This window comes from Yeosuana marina (genome assembly GCF_011762485.1).
GTDB lineage: Bacteria > Bacteroidota > Bacteroidia > Flavobacteriales > Flavobacteriaceae > Yeosuana > Yeosuana marina.
This window is the reverse complement of record NZ_JAAKGI010000025.1, coordinates 230,509-247,164: the sequence shown is the minus strand read 5'-3', so window position 1 is coordinate 247,164 and position 16,656 is coordinate 230,509. Positions and strand designations below refer to the sequence as shown.

At 33.2% G+C, this 16,656-nt stretch carries 17 protein-coding genes; 3 read left to right on the top strand and 14 right to left on the bottom strand.

Annotated elements, in window-relative coordinates:
* Positions 1-4: 4 nt before the first annotated feature.
* The 7 genes from G5V56_RS13495 to kynU form a co-directional block, all read right to left on the bottom strand.
* Positions 5-538, bottom strand: a complete 534-nt coding sequence (locus G5V56_RS13495; protein ID WP_166965890.1) for a 3-hydroxyanthranilate 3,4-dioxygenase — start codon at positions 536-538, stop codon at positions 5-7.
* Positions 539-633: 95 nt separating this feature from the next.
* Entirely contained in the window at positions 634-1,416 is a 783-nt protein-coding gene (locus G5V56_RS13490) for an SDR family oxidoreductase (protein ID WP_166965888.1), read from the bottom strand.
* A 66-nt stretch (positions 1,417-1,482) separates the two neighbouring features.
* On the bottom strand, positions 1,483-1,803 hold the full coding sequence (locus tag G5V56_RS13485; protein WP_166965886.1) for a GIY-YIG nuclease family protein: 321 nt from the start codon (positions 1,801-1,803) through the stop codon (positions 1,483-1,485).
* 39 nt (positions 1,804-1,842) lie between these two features.
* Entirely contained in the window at positions 1,843-3,285 is a 1,443-nt protein-coding gene (locus tag G5V56_RS13480) for an aldehyde dehydrogenase (protein WP_166965884.1), read from the bottom strand.
* Positions 3,285-3,692 carry a RidA family protein gene (locus G5V56_RS13475; protein ID WP_166965882.1) on the bottom strand — a complete coding sequence of 136 codons (408 nt, stop codon included), beginning with the start codon at positions 3,690-3,692 and terminating at the stop codon, positions 3,285-3,287. Before G5V56_RS13475 ends, G5V56_RS13480 begins: the two co-directional genes overlap by 1 nt.
* A gap of 6 nt (positions 3,693-3,698) precedes the next feature.
* On the bottom strand, positions 3,699-5,126 hold the full coding sequence (locus G5V56_RS13470; protein ID WP_166965880.1) for an FAD-dependent oxidoreductase: 1,428 nt from the start codon (positions 5,124-5,126) through the stop codon (positions 3,699-3,701).
* Positions 5,119-6,390 carry a kynureninase gene (gene kynU / locus G5V56_RS13465; protein WP_166965878.1) on the bottom strand — a complete coding sequence of 424 codons (1,272 nt, stop codon included), beginning with the start codon at positions 6,388-6,390 and terminating at the stop codon, positions 5,119-5,121. Before kynU ends, G5V56_RS13470 begins: the two co-directional genes overlap by 8 nt.
* 117 nt (positions 6,391-6,507) lie before the next feature.
* On the opposite strand from kynU, the gene G5V56_RS13460 reads away from it, so the two are divergent.
* Complete coding sequence (locus G5V56_RS13460; RefSeq protein ID WP_166965876.1) at positions 6,508-6,927, top strand: (4Fe-4S)-binding protein; 420 nt, start codon at positions 6,508-6,510, stop codon at positions 6,925-6,927.
* A gap of 148 nt (positions 6,928-7,075) precedes the next feature.
* Here the strand turns inward: G5V56_RS13460 and G5V56_RS13455 are convergent, their stop codons facing one another.
* Complete coding sequence (locus G5V56_RS13455; protein ID WP_166965874.1) at positions 7,076-7,744, bottom strand: hypothetical protein; 669 nt, start codon at positions 7,742-7,744, stop codon at positions 7,076-7,078.
* 32 nt (positions 7,745-7,776) lie between these two features.
* Between G5V56_RS13455 and G5V56_RS13450 the strand changes: the two genes are divergently transcribed.
* Positions 7,777-8,577: a class I SAM-dependent methyltransferase gene (locus tag G5V56_RS13450; RefSeq protein WP_166965872.1), complete on the top strand. Its 801-nt coding sequence runs from the start codon at positions 7,777-7,779 to the stop codon at positions 8,575-8,577.
* Here G5V56_RS13450 and msrA read toward each other — a convergent pair.
* The 3 genes from msrA to G5V56_RS13435 all read right to left on the bottom strand — a co-directional run bounded on the left by msrA (position 8,574) and on the right by G5V56_RS13435 (position 11,237).
* The gene (gene msrA, locus G5V56_RS13445; protein ID WP_166965870.1) at positions 8,574-9,230 is read right to left on the bottom strand and encodes a peptide-methionine (S)-S-oxide reductase MsrA; all 657 of its coding nucleotides are present in this window, start codon (positions 9,228-9,230) and stop codon (positions 8,574-8,576) included. The two genes, G5V56_RS13450 and msrA, sit on opposite strands and share 4 nt — an antisense overlap.
* Positions 9,231-9,359: 129 nt before the next feature.
* Complete coding sequence (locus G5V56_RS13440) at positions 9,360-10,139, bottom strand: zinc ribbon domain-containing protein (RefSeq protein ID WP_166965868.1); 780 nt, start codon at positions 10,137-10,139, stop codon at positions 9,360-9,362.
* Between the two features lie 3 nt (positions 10,140-10,142).
* Positions 10,143-11,237, bottom strand: coding sequence for a Nif3-like dinuclear metal center hexameric protein (locus G5V56_RS13435; RefSeq protein WP_166965866.1), 1,095 nt, complete (start codon positions 11,235-11,237; stop codon positions 10,143-10,145).
* Positions 11,238-11,371: 134 nt separating this feature from the next.
* Between G5V56_RS13435 and lpxK the strand changes: the two genes are divergently transcribed.
* Positions 11,372-12,394, top strand: a complete 1,023-nt coding sequence (gene lpxK, locus G5V56_RS13430) for a tetraacyldisaccharide 4'-kinase (RefSeq protein WP_166965864.1) — start codon at positions 11,372-11,374, stop codon at positions 12,392-12,394.
* Here lpxK and G5V56_RS13425 read toward each other — a convergent pair.
* From G5V56_RS13425 to lipA, 3 genes are all read right to left on the bottom strand, one after another.
* The gene (locus G5V56_RS13425) at positions 12,384-14,558 is read right to left on the bottom strand and encodes an ATP-binding protein (protein ID WP_240911315.1); all 2,175 of its coding nucleotides are present in this window, start codon (positions 14,556-14,558) and stop codon (positions 12,384-12,386) included. The genes lpxK and G5V56_RS13425 overlap by 11 nt on opposite strands.
* An 81-nt stretch (positions 14,559-14,639) precedes the next feature.
* Positions 14,640-15,656, bottom strand: coding sequence for a type I glyceraldehyde-3-phosphate dehydrogenase (gap, locus tag G5V56_RS13420; protein WP_166965860.1), 1,017 nt, complete (start codon positions 15,654-15,656; stop codon positions 14,640-14,642).
* A 2-nt stretch (positions 15,657-15,658) separates the two neighbouring features.
* Complete coding sequence (gene lipA / locus G5V56_RS13415) at positions 15,659-16,540, bottom strand: lipoyl synthase (RefSeq protein ID WP_166965858.1); 882 nt, start codon at positions 16,538-16,540, stop codon at positions 15,659-15,661.
* Between the last annotated feature and the right edge of the window lie 116 nt (positions 16,541-16,656).

Genomic DNA, 16,656 nt, shown 5'->3' with positions numbered 1-16,656 from the left:
AAATTTAATCGATTTTCACTTTTTTTGGTGGTTCCATAATCTCGCCACAGTTTGGGCAGGTACGTTTATTTAAATCGCCATAATATCTATCAAAAATCTTAGGCATATCGGTTTCTATATTCTTAAGCGTAAAATCTTCTTCGTATAGTTTAGTTACGCAGTGTTCACAAAACCAAACAAGTGCATCGCGCATACCTTCGGGTCGCTTATATTCTATGACTAAGCCAACGGTATTAGCTCCACGTTGCGGCGAGTGTGGTACTTTTGGAGGCAACAAATAAATATCACCTTCTTTAATATGAACATCTTTAGGAGTGCCTTTATCAATAATTTTTAACACAATATCACCTTCAATCTGATAGAAAAATTCAGGCGTTTCGTTGTAATGATAATCTTTTCTGTTATTGGGTCCGCCAACAACCATTACAATAAAATCAGCATCTTTCCAAACCACTTTATTGCCCACAGGTGGCTTTAGTAAGTGGCGGTTTTCTTCTATCCAAGCTTTAAAATTTAAGGGTAAAACTAATTTACTCATAGGTTGATATTATTTTGGGCGTGCCCTTTTGGGTCAGGCTTTCCGCGCTACACGGTAGCTTGCTTCAATCCTTCACGCAAGATTTAGATATAAAGTTACAAACTTTTTGTTCGTCCACCATCAACAGGAAGGTTAATTCCGTTAATGTATCCAGCAGCTTCACTTGCCAAAAACACAATAGCATGAGCTGTTTCTTCTGGCTTTGCAAATCGCTTAGCTGGACTGTAGTTTTTCATGATTTCAGCCATTTCTTCAACGGATGTTCCTTCGACATTAGCCTTAATTTTAATAATTTCATTAAGGCGTTCCGTTTCAGTAAAACCAGGTAATATGTTATTAACCGTAATGCCAAAGGGACCTAATTCTACCGATAGGGTTTTGCTCCAATTACCAACAGCACCTCTAATGGTATTGCTAACACCTAAACCGGGAATTGGTTCTTTAACAGATGTTGAGATTATATTGATTATTCTACCAAACCTTTCTTCTTTCATAAAAGGAATAACGGCTTGCGCCAATACATGATTACATTTTAGATGTTGTGTAAAGGCATTATCAAACTCTTCTAAACTGGCGTTTAAAATGTCACCGCTTCTGGGTCCACCAGTATTATTTACCAGAATATGAAACCCATGAAATTTTTCAATGTATTTTACGATTTGCTCTCGCAGTTCTTTTGGGTTAGAAAAATCGGCAACTATATAATTATGGTTTTCGCTATGAGGTAATTCAGATAATACCTGTTTTAATTTTTCTCTATTTCTTGCTACTAAGGTGATGTTGACGCCTTCATTAGCTAAAGCAAGCGCCGTTGCTTTTCCTATGCCTGCTGTACTTCCGCAGACGAGTGCATTTTTATTGTTTAAGTTTAAATTCATTTTAGTCTTATTTTATTGTTAGGTCGAGCGCAGTCGAGATTTGTCAGGTCGAGCGCAGTCGAGACCTTAATCATTTTCAGGTTTAAAATCGGAATGAGTTGCATTTCTACATTCAGATAAAATTTGTAACATATCAAAATCACCATTTGCTAATGCAAATTTCTTTTTTGAACTCCAATTTTTTATTTTCTTTTCAAAATAGATAGCTTGTTCAACATCATTAAATTCTTGTTTAAAAATTAATATTAAAGGTCTTCTTTTATATGTGAAACAATTTTTGTTTAATCCTTTTTGGTGTTCCTCCAAACGTCTAGCTAAATCATTCGTAATTCCTGTATAAGTAAGGTTGTCAGAACATTTTAAGATGTAAACATAATACAATTTCATATTAAACCTCTCGACTGCGCTCGAGGAGACATTTAGTTTTCAATATTTGATACACACATTTTTAGCTTCGGTAAAAAAACGAAGTGCTTCAAAACCACCTTCTCTGCCAACCCCAGATGCTTTCACGCCTCCAAAAGGTGTTCTTAAATCACGCATCATCCAAGTATTTACCCAAACAATACCAGCTTGTATTTGGTTGCTCAATCGCATGGTTCGTTTTAAATCGTTCGTCCATATGGTTGCAGATAGACCATATTTTACTTTATTAGCCATTTGCAGAACGTTATCTTCAGTGTTAAAAGGCATAATAGTAACTACCGGACCAAAAACTTCTTCTTGGTTTATTCGACATTCATCTGTAGAAACCTCAATAATGGTAGGTTCTAAATAATATCCGTTTTCAAATCCTTTAACGCTTACTTCATGTCCACCACATAAAACAGTTCCGTTTTCTTGTTTAGCAATTTCAATATACTGTATCACTTTTTCTAAATGTGATTTTGATACCAAAGCACCAATGTTAGTATCTGGTTCCGATGGATGTCCAACTTTAAGACGCTTTACTTTAGCTATAAAATCTTGTTTGAATTGTTTGTATATGGATGCTTCAACAAAAATGCGACTTCCACATAAGCAAATCTGCCCTTGATTGGAAAATGAGGACAGCACGGTTGTTTCTAACATTTCATTATAATCACAATCAGCAAAAATGATGTTTGGGTTTTTACCGCCTAATTCCAAAGACAATTTTTTAAACATAGGTGCAGCTACTTTTGCAATGTGTGAACCGGTAGTTGTTCCGCCAGTAAATGAAATGGCTTTAATATCTGGGTGTTCTATGATGGCTTGCCCTGTTGTGCTACCCAAACCATGAACGATGTTTAAAACACCTTTTGGCAAGCCGGCTTGGTTGCAGATGTCTCCGAGAAGGTAAGCAGTCATGGGAGTAATTTCGCTAGGTTTAGAAACCACACAATTTCCGGCAGCTATGGCAGGCGCAATTTTCCAAGTGAATAAATATAGCGGTAAGTTCCAAGGAGAAATGCAACCAACAACGCCTAGAGGTTGGCGTAAGGTATAGTTAACAGCGTCTTGACCAATACTTTCATGACTTTCACTAGCGAATTGGGTAATAGCATTACCAAAAAAACGAAAGTTACTGGCAGCTCTTGGTATATCAACTACTTTAGCCAAACTGATAGGTTTGCCATTATCTTTACTCTCTGCTTCAGCAAATCGTTGTAAATTTTCCTCTATTAATTCTGAAATCTTAATTAAGATTCTGCTTCGTTCTTCTAAAGTGGTTTGAGACCAACTAGGAAATGCAGATTGTGCAGCAATATAGGCGTTTTCTACATCATCTTTTGATGAGTTAGGAATTTTACCATAGATTTCACCGTTGGCAGGACAATAATTATCTATCCAATCATTCGATACTGGGTCATGAAAGTTTCCGTTGATGTAGTTTTGGATAGTATGCATTATAATTTCTTATAGGCCATCACCTTAATCTCAACCACTAAATCTGGATGAGGCAATTGATGTACGGCAACTGTTGTACGTGCGGGTCCGGTTTCAGCATTAAAAAATTCAGCATAGGCTTTATTATAACCAGCAAAATCATTCATGTTTACTAAAAAAGAGGTGACATCAACCACATCTTTTAATGTGGCGCCTTCTTTAGCCAAATTCTTTTCAATATTTAACAATACTTCCCGAGTTTGTACTTCAATATTTAAACGCTTTGTTCCCATATTGTCAATAATATCAACCCCTGCAATTGTGTTGTCTGCGCGACGCGAACTAGTTCCTGATACAAATATAAAATCTCCAACACGCTTTGTATGGGGATAGGCGCCTCTAGGAGTTACCGTTTTATCTTTACTCATAATTATTTATTTTAGCCCCGCAATTCTATCATCTTCAAGAATGGCTTGGGTTTCGGTTTTTATGTTTTCTAAAACAGACTTTAAATTTTCTTTTGTCATGTCAATGTCAGTCGCGATATCACCATCTGCTAGCATATTTAAAATAGCTTTGTCTTGTGCGCGACCTTTTAACATAGCCTCACGATACCCAATGTCTTCATTAAACGTTACCAAGGCATATTTTGACGAATAGTCTTCCGGAAAATACTTTTCTAAAGCCATTTCTAATTTACGCTTTTCCTGAAATATAGGGTTAGCGGTGTGCTCTTTCATTTCATGAAAATTGTCAATAGCTAAATCGGCAATGGCATCAGTATCTTTTTTACGTGAGTTTTCGTAAGTTTTAAAAATGGTTTCCCAATCACTTTCAGAGGTTGGGTTTTTGTGTGCTTCTAAAACGCTATCAAATTCAACCACATCTTCAAAAGAAGCATTCATACCTTGCCCATAAAACGGTACAATAGCGTGAGCCGCATCTCCCATAAGCAAAGTATTGCCTTTGTAGTGCCACGGTGAACATTTAACGGTTCCTAAGGGCGATGTCGGATTTTTAAAGAAATCGTCTGTTAGATTTGGCATGATTGCTAAAGCATCAGGAAATTCTTTTTCGAAGAATTCATTAACTATTTCTGGACTATTAAGGTTGTTGAAATTGTATTTGCCTTCGTCATAACTTAAAAAGAACGTTACCGTAAAACTTCCGTCTAAATTAGGTAACGCAATTAGCATAAAAGCGCCTCTGGGCCAGATGTGAAGCGCATTTTTATAGGTTTTATAATCACCCGTTTTGGTTGGAAGAATACTAAGTTCTTTATAACCGTGTGTTAGGTAATCCTGAGAGAAACTAAACAAGAATTTTTTACCTAAATAATAGCTTTTTCGCATGGCCGAACCTGCTCCATCAGTAGCAATAATAATATCAGCATCTTCTACAAACTCACTGTTGGTTTCGTAATCTTTAAAAATTGCCGTTGTATTTTCAAAATCAACGGATTTACATTTTTTGTTGAAATGAATGGTGATGTGGTCATGCTTTTCAGCTTCATTTAAGAGCAAGGCATTTAAGTCTTCTCGAGAAATGGAATTAATATATTCATGATCTCGCCCGCTATAATTAGATAAAAACGTATTGCCTTCTGTATCATGAATCATTCGTCCGTTCATGGGAATACAAAGCGCTTTCACTTTGTCTTCTAATCCAACCAATTTCATGGCTTTATTACCACGATCTGAAAATGCTAAATTGATAGAACGACCTGCAGAAATATCTACTTTGCGTAAGTCTGGACGCATTTCGTAAACAGTTACATTGTAACCACGTTGGCCTAAGCGCAAGGCTAGGAGAGAACCGCAAAGTCCTGCACCAATAATTAATACGTTTTGCTGTTTATTCATTTAAAATGTGTTTCAATCGTTCAACCAAATAATAGACATCTTGATATGAATTATATAACGGAACGGGTGCACAACGTATCACATCGGGTTCTCGCCAATCACTTATCACTCCAGCTTCTGTTAACTTATTATGCAAACTTTTGTCTGCATTCAAAACTTGAATAGACAATTGACAACCGCGTTCTTCAGGATTATTTGGAGTAATGATTTTAATAACATCTTCACCTAATTGTTTCAATAAAAACTCAAAATAGCCTGTTAGTTTTTTAGATTTTTCAGTTAGCTTTTTAATTCCAACCTTATCAAACATATCTAAAGAGGCTTTAATAGCTGCCATTGATAATACAGGCGGATTGCTTAATTGCCAACCTTCAGCACCAGGTAATTGGTCAAACTCATCACGCATTCTAAAGCGTGTTTCTTTGTTATGACTCCACCAGCCTGTAAATCGGTTAAGGTCTCTGTTATAAGCATGACGCTCATGTATAAAACATCCGGCTAAACTTCCAGGACCAGAATTTAAATATTTATAGGTACACCAAACGGCAAAATCCGATCCAGAATCGTGTAGATTAAGTTCTACATTTCCAGCACCATGAGCACAGTCAAAACCAACCATACAACCGTATTTATGACCAAGTTTTGTGATGCGCTTTAAATCAAAATATTGACCCGTATAATAGTTAACACCGCCAATCATAATCAAAGCAATCTCGCCGCCGTGAGTTTCTAATATGGCTTCGAGATCTTCGTATCTAGCTAATTCTTCACCTTGTCTGGCTTTCCAAAGGACTAATCCTGCTTTATCATCAAATCCATGATGACGCAATTGAGATTCAACCGCATATTTATCAGATGGAAAGGCATCAGCTTCGATAAGTATTTTAAAACGTTTTTTGGTTGGTTTATAAAAGGATACCATCATGAAGTGTAAATTGGCCGTTAATGTATTCATAACCACGACTTCTATAGGTTTAGCTCCTACAATTTTAGCCATACTATCCGTTAAATATTCATGATATTTTAGCCATGGGTTTTTAGCATCGGTATGCCCTTCAACACCTAAATTTGCCCAATCATCAAGCTCTTGATTAATGTATGCTTTTGTTTGTTTTGGTTGGAGACCTAGCGAATTTCCAGTCATGTAAATCAACTCATTTCCTTGGTTGTTCTTCGGAATATGAAATTGATTTCTATAGGAGGCTAATGGGTCATTTTTGTCTTGCTCTTTGGCAAAATCAAGACTTAACTGATAGTTTAACAAAGTGATTTATGTTTTGGTTCTTAACAAAAATAAGGATTATATAATTAGAAAGGAAGCTTCAAAATTGAGATTTTAGCTGATATGAAATTTTGTATATTTATAAAAAAACTTTAAGAAATGAGTAAAACAAAAGAATATTCCAACGGAGATGTAACAGTAGTTTGGAAGCCAGAAGCATGCATTCATTCTGCTGTTTGCGTTAAAGGATTACCAGATGTTTTTAAACCTAAGGATAAGCCTTGGATAAAAATAGATAAGGTGTCGACTGAAGCTTTAATACAACAAGTTAAGCAATGTCCTTCAGGAGCTTTAAGTTATTATATGAATGCTGAAAGCAATAAAACTTCTAAAGTTTTAGAAACTAAAGTTGAAGTTATGGAAAATGGTCCTTTGCTCGTTTATGGAACCTTAAATGTTACTCATAAAGACGGAAATAAAGAAACAAAGAATAAAACTACAGCATTTTGCAGATGTGGGATGTCTCATAATAAACCGTATTGTGACGGAGCACATGTAAAAGAAGACTTTAAAGGATAAAGTAAATAGTTGGAAAAAGAAAAGTGCTTCAGTTTTTTTACTGAAGCACTTTTGATATATATAGACGCATAAAGCGGAAAATTTATATGTTATATACGTCTTACAAATAAGTTTTAGATCTTTTAATTCTTATTAATTTTCAAAAATTTTAGTTAAATTTTACTTTAATATTTGAAAAATAAAGTTTCCATTTTCCTTCAGGTTTTTTGTGTTCTTTTGCAATTTTTAAGCCATTAAAATCTTCATAATTTTCCCATGAGGTTATCATTGAAGGTTCTTTAGAATTACCCTTTCTGTAAATCCATTCTTTGACTAAAAAATCATCACCATAATAAAAATCATAAGCATCACCAGGCGTATAGCCACCATCGCTAGTATAAGTTAGCGTAATTTTGTTAAGCTTTTGTTTGCTTATAGGAGCTTCTTCAAGGCTAGGTTCAGAAATGGTCGTGCCTTTGTCCCAAACTAATTGAAACGGAGCTAGTAACCAAAATTTATCGTTAATAAAGCCTTTGTCAGCATTTAACGAGAGACTATCTACAGATTTTCTGTTGTATGAAATGGTGTCTTTTCCAGATATTAAAGTCACATCACTAGTTTTTGGTTTCCAATTCCAGGATCGTTCAAAATGAGAGGAATCTCTGTCTACATTAAAAGTGAAGTCTATTTCAGATATATCCTTCCAGTGTTTAAACCCATTCGCATTGGCTATTTTTTCAGCAATACTTAGAGGTGTTGGAGAGGTAACGGATTTTTTATTTTCTTTACAAGAAACCACAACGAATGCTAAAGCTAATATGTAAATAGAATTTTTCATAATTTAGGTTTTTGTAAAGATATAATTTGAAGATGAATTCTAACGAAAATTATTTTAAAGTTAATAAAGCCACATGGAATGAAAAGGTTAAAATACATGTGCAAAGCGACATGTATGATTTGGATGCTTTTAAAAAAGGAAAATCATCATTAATGCCTTACGAGCTTGATGCCTTAGGAGATGTTAAAGGAAAGACGTTGTTGCATTTACAATGTCATTTTGGGCAGGACACATTGAGTTGGAGTAGGATGGGAGCCATGTGTACAGGTGTAGATTTAAGTGATGAAGGAATAAAACTAGCAAAATCTCTTACTGAAGAATTAAAATTAGATGCCGAATTTATTTGTTGCAATGTATTAGAAACTTCTAAGTATATTAAAGAAACATTTGATATTGTATTTACCAGTTATGGTGTTATTGGTTGGTTGCCCGATTTAAAACCTTGGGGACAAATGATTGCTGAACGTTTAAAAGACGGAGGCACCTTTTTTATGGCAGAGTTTCACCCGATTGTTTGGATGTTTGACTATCTGGAAGGGAAACCTATTATGAAATATGGCTATATGCAAGACGAGGTAATTTATGAAGAATATGAAGGGACGTACGCCGATACAGAATCAAAAATGATTAGCAAAGAATATGGTTGGAATCATGGTCTGGGCGAAGTAGTTTCGGTATTAACCGAAGCAGGATTACATATAGATTATTTAAAAGAATTTAATGAAAGTCCTTATGATGTACTACCAGATTTGATAAAAACAAAATCTGGTATGTACACTACAAAGAATCAATTGTATCCTTTAATTTTTACCATAAAAGCGACAAAACTCTAATTGTTATCTTTTAATAATTGAGGAAATTTAGCTTTAAACCGATTTAATCTTGGAATTGAAACGTTCTGTACATAACTGTTTCCTGGATGTAAACGGACATAGTTTTGGTGATAATCTTCTGCTTTCCAAAATTTTTGAAATGGATAAACCTCAGCAGCGACTTTAGCATTCAGTTTCTTTTCCAATGCGGCCTTTTTAGATTCTATAATTTGTTTTTGTTCCTCATTTTGATAAAAAATAATGGAGCGATACTGTGAGCCAATATCATGACCTTGACCATTTAATTGTAAAGGGTTTTGCGAACCAAAATAAACATCAACTAAGGTTGCAAAACTTACTATTTTTGGATCATAAATAACTTCAACTGATTCTGCATGGCCCGTTCTACCAGTATTACTTGCCTCGTAGGTTGGGTTTTTGGTATGACCACCAGAGTATCCGTTTATAACTTCATCGACACCCTTTACACTTTCATAAATGGCTTCAACACACCAAAAGCAACCACTTGAAAAATAAGCTTTAGCTTTTCCATTTTTCATAGGTACTTCAACCGGTTTAACATTCATTAAAGAATTTTGGTCTTTTTTATTTTGTGCTGAATTTTGACAACTAAAAAGTAGGGATATTAATAATAGGGGAAGCAACTTTTTCATAATTTTTAATCTTTTTTTATAATAGACGAATAAAATCATGAAACCTTAATAAAAATCATAAAAAATTTTATTAAAAAAATAAGGCTTCAATGTAGATTGAAGCCTTATTAATATTATTTTTTGAGTGGATTAAAGTTTTGAAAACATTTTCTCCATTTTCGCTTTTTGCTCATTAGCAAGAACTCCATCTACTAGAATTCTTCCACTATGCTCATCCGTAATAATTTTTTTTCTTGAAGCAATTTCTACCTGTACTTGAGGCGGAATAGTAAAGAAAGATCCACCAGAAGCACCTCTTTCAATGGCAACTACTGCTAAACCATTTTTTACATTTTCACGAATTCTAGTATAAGCAGCAACTAAGCGATCTTCAATTTGTTCTTTATAATCTTCAGATTTTGCAATTAAAGCTTCTTCTTCTTTTTGAGTTTCAGCTAAAATAGCATCAAGCTCACTTTTTTTATGCTTTAAGTGATTTTCACGCTCTTTTAATCGTTCTTTAGTTTCAGCAATAACTTCTTTTTTCTGCTCTATTTGAACCCTATATTCTTTAATATGCTTTTCAGCTAATTCAATTTCTAATTCTTGAAACTCAACTTCTTTTGTTAAAGAATTGAATTCTCTGTTATTTCTAACATTTTTTTGTTGTTCGCTATACTTTTTAATTAAAGCTTTAGCTTCTTCTATTAGATTTTTTTTAGCAACAATATCATTGTCAATAACATCTAAACTAGAAACTAATTTTTCTAATCTAATGTTCAAACCAGCAACTTCATCTTCTAAATCACGAACTTCTAAAGGAAGTTCTCCTCTAACATTTCTTATTTCATCTATACGAGAGTCAATAAGCTGTAAATCGTAAAGAGCTCTTAAACGCTCTTCTACAGTTACTTCTTTCTTTTTTGTCATACTTTAAAAATACTTAACAGGATTGGTATCTATCTTTGATAAAACGACTGCAAAATTAGTAATTTTTTTCGTAAGATGTGCTACTAAAAGATTTTTTGTGAACTGTTCACTTTCATAATGTCCAATATCAGCTAAAATAATGTTGTTTTCGGCTGAAAAAAAGTCGTGATATTTTAAATCGGCTGTTATAAATACATCAGCACCAGCGGCTTTAGCCTTTTCAATAGCAAAACTTCCTGATCCGCCTAACACAGCAACTTTTTTAATGGGTTTGCCTAACAGAACTGAATGTCTGATATTTGATGTATTCATTTTTGATTTTAGATAGGTTAGAAAATCTATTTCACTCATTGGTTCTTTTAATTCACCAACCATTCCTATACCAATATGTTGGTTTTTGTTTTCGAGTGTTGTTATTTCATAAGCGACTTCTTCATAGGAATGAGTATTGAAAAGAGTTTTTAAAACCTGAGATTCTAAATGTTTAGCATACGTAATCGTAATTTGAGTTTCTTTTTCGCTATGTGCAGTTCCTTTTAATCCTTTAGTTGGATTTGAATATTCATTTCCTTTATAGGTTCCCGTGCCTTCAACATTAAAACTGCAATTTGAATAATTACCAATGTTGCCAGCCCCAACTTTAAAAATGGCATTTCTAAGTTGTTCGGCTTCTGCTTGTGGAACAAAGGTTGTTAATTTTTTAATAGTTTGTGGCTGAGGGATGAGTACTTTTTTGTTGATTAATTCTAGCTTATTACAAATTACATCATTGACACCTTTAAACGAATTGTCTAAAGCTGTGTGAATAGCATAAATGGCTATATCATGTTTTACAGCTTTTAAAACAACACGTTCTACATAAGTTTTTCCTGTGATTTTTTTTAAGCCTTTAAAGATAATAGGATGAAAACTTACAATAAGGTTGCAGTTATTTTCTATGGCTTCATCAACAACGCTTTCAAGAGTATCTAGAGTTACCAAAATGCCACTTAATTTAGCATTTTTATTACCAACCAATAAACCAACGTTATCAAAATCTTCGGCATAGGCTAGAGGCGCAAAGTCTTCTAAATGATTGATGACATCTTGAATAATCATAGTATGTTTATTTTGTATCAAAGATAAAATAATTAGTTTGAACCATTAGTTATTATTTTTCAATTGACACATTCAACCTTTTAAAAAAAATAATCTTTACTTTGTGTTTTAGACTTTAATTTAAAATCCATTTTGTGCCAGTAAAATTTTATAGAAAATTGCTATTTCCTTTTGCCCCTGTGTATTTTGGGGTGACATGGTTACGAAATAAGTTGTATGATGCTGGAGTGAAAAAATCGACATCTTTTGATTTTCCTGTGATTTGCGTGGGTAATTTGAGTGTTGGTGGAACAGGAAAGACACCAATGATAGAATATTTAATAGAGTTGTTAAAGGATGATTACAACATTGCCACATTAAGTAGAGGTTACAAACGAAAAACAAAAGGTTTTCAATTAGCAAATTCTGAGGCATCTGCTGACAGTTTAGGAGATGAACCTTTTCAATTTTATTCAAAATTCAAAGATAAAATTCAAGTAGCGGTTGATGCGGATAGGGTGCATGGTATAGAAATATTGAAATCATTAGAAAAAGAAAATTCACCAGAAATTATTTTATTGGATGATGCCTTTCAACATAGAAAAGTTAAAGCTGGATTAAATATTTTATTGACTACCTATTCTAATATGTACACGGCAGATTGCATGTTGCCAGCAGGTGATTTAAGAGAACCAATTAGCGGAGCAAAACGTGCTCATATTATTGTAATCACAAAATGCCCAGTAGATTTAACCGAAGAGAAAAAAAATAGTGTAATAAAGGCTATTAACCCTTATAAATACCAGACGGTTTTTTTTAGTTCTATTGTTTATTCTGATGCATTGAAATCATTTAATGCTGACATAAATATAGAAGATTTAAAGGAGTTTACTTTGATGACAGGTATAGCTAATCCGCAGCCATTGGTAACTCATTTAAAGAAAAAGAATTTGAAATTTGAGCATTTAAATTTTAAAGATCATCACGATTTTTCACGACAAGATATAGAAGAATTAAATAAAAAAGAACTCATAGTTACTACCGAAAAGGATTTTGTGAGGTTACAAAAAATCGATTCGTTGAGAGGCAAATTATATTATTTACCAATCAAAGTTAGTATAGATGATTCGTTAAAATTTAATAACTTAATTACAGATTTTATAGTTACTAAGTTGTAGCAGGTTTATCAGATTTACTAAGCGCATTAAACAATTTTTTCTCAAACTCTTCTTGTTTAAAAGGCTTAGGAATGATATCGGTAAAGCCAGCTTCGTCAAATTCATGCATCTTATCTTCAATAGTCACGGCAGTCAAAGCGAAAATAGTTAAGTTTTTATCAAAAGTTCTAATGATTTTTGTTGCTTCAATACCACTAATTCCTGGCATGTGAATATCCATTAAAACAATATCATATTTATTTGTTTTAACCTTGTCAACGGCAGCTTCTCCATTATCAACAACCTCACAGTTAAGTTCCATTTTGGTTAAAATTTTCTTAGTAATCATTTGATTGATCTTGTTGTCTTCAACCACAAGAACTTTAACTTTACTTAAATCTAATTCCTTAGTCTCATTAAACTGAGGCTTTTTGGTTTCTTTAATTTCCTCACCAGAATATTTTAATGGAATTTCAAAATAGAATGTAGAACCTTTACCTAGTTCACTTTTTAAATATATTTTTCCTTTAAGTATTTCAATTAACCCTTTAACAATAGAAAGTCCTAAGCCTGTTCCACCATATTTTCGGTTTATTTGGATAGATCCTTGTGAGAAACTTTCAAACATGTTTTCTTGTTTCTCTTGACTTATTCCAATACCATTGTCTTCAATTTCGAAACGTAAATTGTAAATGCCGTTCTCTTCACTCAGTTTATAAACTCTAATCCATATATCTCCATCTTTTGTAAATTTGATAGAGTTTCCAATTAGGTTAATAAGGATTTGAGATATTTTTAATTGATCTGCAATAAAGTTTTGATGTAGCGTTTTATCGTATTCTAAATGAAGTTTTGTGTTATTATCTTCTGCCGAATTATTTAAAGCTAAAATAATATTGTTTATTTTCTTTTTTAAATTGAATAATTCGGGCTCAATATCCACTTTGTTGGCTTCAATTTTATTTATTTGTAGGATGTCATTTATAAACGTTAGCAGATAATCGCCTGAGAATTTTAGTGATTTTAAATGTTGAATTTGCTCAGGTTTAGGGTTTTCTTCTAAAAGCATATTACTCAAACCTGTTACAGCATATAAAGGAGTTCTTAATTCATGAGTAACTGTGGATAAGAAATTAGCTTTTGTTTTTGATGCTAATTCTGCTTTCTCTTTAGCAATAATAAGTTCTCCATTTTTTTTATGGAGCATATTGTTAGTTTTTAACCGGATGTTATTGTTTTTGTAAAGCGAAAGCGTTAATAGTGATAAGATGGTTATAAGGGCTACACTTAAAATAGAAATTAAAGTACCCAAGTCATTTTTATCCTTTTCTTTTTTTAATTCCTCTTCCTGCTTTTTATTGTTTTCAATTTGATCGTTAAGCAGAACCTGAATTTTTTTGCCTTCAGTTAAGTTTGCTCGTTTAACTTGTCTGAGAGAATCAGATAGTTTTATGTGGGCTCTTAAATAATCATTTGAAAGTTTATAGTCTCCAAGTTTTTCATTGATGTTGCTTAAAACAAAATAGCCCTCATTTAAAATTTCTGCAAAATTATTACTTTTTGCAATAGATAAACCAGCTTTGGCATAGTTAAGAGCCTTTTCATAATCTCCTAGAACAGAATATACTTTTCCATGATTAATGGATGCACTACTTTCTATTTTAGGTAATTCAAATCTTTTAGCTAAATCTAATGAGTGTTCAATAAGACTTCTGGCTTTATTGTATTCTTTTAATTGAATATACGTTTTTCCTTCACTTAATAAGACTTCGGCTAAATTTTTGTTTAATCCTTCTTGATCAAAAAGTGTTTGAGCAGATCTATAATAATCTAGTGCTTGCTTATAATTTTTCTTTTTTTCATAAATATCTCCGAATATTTTGTAAGAATTGCCTAGATTTTCGTTATCCTTTATAAGACGTTGTACCTCAATAGCTTTGTTAATAGATACAATAGCTTCTTCTAGGTTTTCTATAAATAATTGAAGTCTCGCTTTTTTTGTGAAAATAATACCAATATTTTTTTTGTCATCAATACTAGAAGCTATGTCTAGAGCATCATCAAGCTTTTTTTGAGCTTCAAAATAATTAAAGTTATCAATATCGTATTCTGATTGTGTAATCCTATATTTTATATTGTTTTGAATAATTTCAGGATCTTTTTCAACAGAATTCTGTGATGACATACTGAAAGTCAATAATATAAAAATGATAAATATGTGTTTACAGATTGGGGTCATATATTTCACTATTACCGACAAATATAATTATTTTTCCGATAAAACGTTGCATTTCATCGATAAATTACATAATAAATCAATGATTCTGCTAGAATATCCTGTTTCATTATCATACCAGCCAATTATTTTAACCATATTTCCAATAACTGATGTCATTTGAGAATCAAATATGCAAGAATGCGTATTACCAACTATATCAATAGAAACAATAGGATCTTCGGTGTATTCTATAATGCCTTTATAGTGATGATTGGATGCATTTTTAAAAGCTTCATTTATTTGTTTAATGGTTGTCGTTTTTTTAACATTAAATGTAATATCTGTTAGTGAACCATTTGCGACTGGTACTCTAATACCACAACCCCCAATAACATCAGATAATTCAGGAAAAATTTTTGTTAAAGCTTTTGCGGCTCCAGTTGTTGTTGGAATAATTGATTGTCCTGCAGCTCTCGATCTTCGTAAATCTGGGTGTGGTTGGTCATGTAAACTTTGATCTGTTGTATAAGAATGAACAGTGGTTATATAGGCTTGGTTAATGCCACACAGCTTGTTTATAACATCAATCATTGGAGCAGCGTTGTTAGTCGTACAAGAAGCATTTGAGATGATTGACTCCGAACCCTCTATAGAAGAGTCATTAACACCTAATACAATCGTTTTTATATCATCTTCAGTAGGAGGAACACTTAAAATAACCTGTTTTGCGCCATTGATTAGATGATATTCTAATTCTTCTTTTGTTTTAAACTTACCAGTAGATTCTATAACAAAATCTATATGATAGGGCGCCCAGTTTATGTCCTTAGGGTGTTTGTAATTTAGTAAGTCAACGGCTCGATTATTAACAATAATTTGGTTGTTAGTATGTGAGATATTTTCTTTAAAAACACCATGAATACTGTCATACTTAAGAAGGTGACTTAAGGTTTTTGCATTCGCTAAATCATTAATGGCAACTACTTGAATATCATGACGCTCTTGCAGTAATCTAAAAACACGTCTGCCAATTCTACCAAAGCCATTGATAGCAATAGTAATCATCTTTAAAGAATGTGTTTTTGGGCTCTGTATGAAGAACGTACCAAAGCACTACTTTCAACATGGCGAAATCCTAGTTCTAGCCCAATTTCTTCGTATTCTTTAAATTGGTCTGGATTGATAAATTGTTGAACTGGTAAATGTTTTTTACTTGGTTGCAGGTATTGACCAATAGTCACGACATCTACATTGTTGGCTTTTAAATCGTGCAGTGTTTCAATAACTTCTTCTCGGGTTTCACCAAGACCTAGCATAATACCAGATTTGGTTCTGCGTTGTCCCTGTGCTTTTAAATATTTTAAAACACCTAAGCTTCTATCGTATTTTGCCTGAATACGCACTTCACGAGTCAGTCGTCTTACGGTTTCAATATTATGTGAGACTACTTCAGGAGCAACCTCTATAATTCTGTCAATATGCTGCTCTATACCTTGAAAATCTGGGATAAGGGTTTCAAGGGTTGTTTCTGGATTCATTCTGCGCACAGCTTTAACGGTTTCTGCCCACATAATGCTTCCCATATCTTTAATATCATCCCGATCTACACTGGTTAAAACGGCATGCTTAATCTTCATAAGTTTTATGGAACGAGCTACTTTTTCTGGTTCATCCCAATCTATACTTTCAGGTCTCCCAGTTTTTACACCACAAAAACCGCAAGAACGCGTACAAATGTTTCCTAAAATCATAAATGTTGCAGTTCCTTCTCCCCAACATTCTCCCATATTTGGGCAACTTCCAGAGGTGCAAATCGTATTAAGTTTATATTTGTCAACTAAACCTCTCAGTTCAGTATATTTTTTACCAGTAGGTAATTTTACTCGTAACCACTTAGGTTTGCCTATACGTTCTCCTGGTAATATATTTGAAATTGTTTCTGTTTTCATGTGTTTGTTTTATTGTTTTTGAATAGTCACATGCTGTTTGCTATTAATCATTTATTTGGGTGATAAGCTTTTTTAGCATGCTCGTTCCTCAACCAAAAATAAAGGCACAAAGATAC

Coding starts and splice junctions, on each gene's coding strand:
- G5V56_RS13495 (WP_166965890.1), bottom strand. CDS start 538: ATGAGTAAATTAGTTTTACCCTTAAATTTTAAAGCTTGGATAGAAGAA.
- G5V56_RS13490 (WP_166965888.1), bottom strand. CDS start 1,416: ATGAATTTAAACTTAAACAATAAAAATGCACTCGTCTGCGGAAGTACA.
- G5V56_RS13485 (WP_166965886.1), bottom strand. CDS start 1,803: ATGAAATTGTATTATGTTTACATCTTAAAATGTTCTGACAACCTTACT.
- G5V56_RS13480 (WP_166965884.1), bottom strand. CDS start 3,285: ATGCATACTATCCAAAACTACATCAACGGAAACTTTCATGACCCAGTA.
- G5V56_RS13475 (WP_166965882.1), bottom strand. CDS start 3,692: ATGAGTAAAGATAAAACGGTAACTCCTAGAGGCGCCTATCCCCATACA.
- G5V56_RS13470 (WP_166965880.1), bottom strand. CDS start 5,126: ATGAATAAACAGCAAAACGTATTAATTATTGGTGCAGGACTTTGCGGT.
- G5V56_RS13460 (WP_166965876.1), top strand. CDS start 6,508: ATGAGTAAAACAAAAGAATATTCCAACGGAGATGTAACAGTAGTTTGG.
- G5V56_RS13455 (WP_166965874.1), bottom strand. CDS start 7,744: ATGAAAAATTCTATTTACATATTAGCTTTAGCATTCGTTGTGGTTTCT.
- G5V56_RS13450 (WP_166965872.1), top strand. CDS start 7,777: ATGAATTCTAACGAAAATTATTTTAAAGTTAATAAAGCCACATGGAAT.
- msrA (WP_166965870.1), bottom strand. CDS start 9,230: ATGAAAAAGTTGCTTCCCCTATTATTAATATCCCTACTTTTTAGTTGT.
- G5V56_RS13440 (WP_166965868.1), bottom strand. CDS start 10,139: ATGACAAAAAAGAAAGAAGTAACTGTAGAAGAGCGTTTAAGAGCTCTT.
- G5V56_RS13435 (WP_166965866.1), bottom strand. CDS start 11,237: ATGATTATTCAAGATGTCATCAATCATTTAGAAGACTTTGCGCCTCTA.
- G5V56_RS13425 (WP_240911315.1), bottom strand. CDS start 14,558: ATGTCATCACAGAATTCTGTTGAAAAAGATCCTGAAATTATTCAAAAC.
- gap (WP_166965860.1), bottom strand. CDS start 15,656: ATGATTACTATTGCTATCAATGGCTTTGGTAGAATTGGCAGACGTGTT.
- lipA (WP_166965858.1), bottom strand. CDS start 16,540: ATGAAAACAGAAACAATTTCAAATATATTACCAGGAGAACGTATAGGC.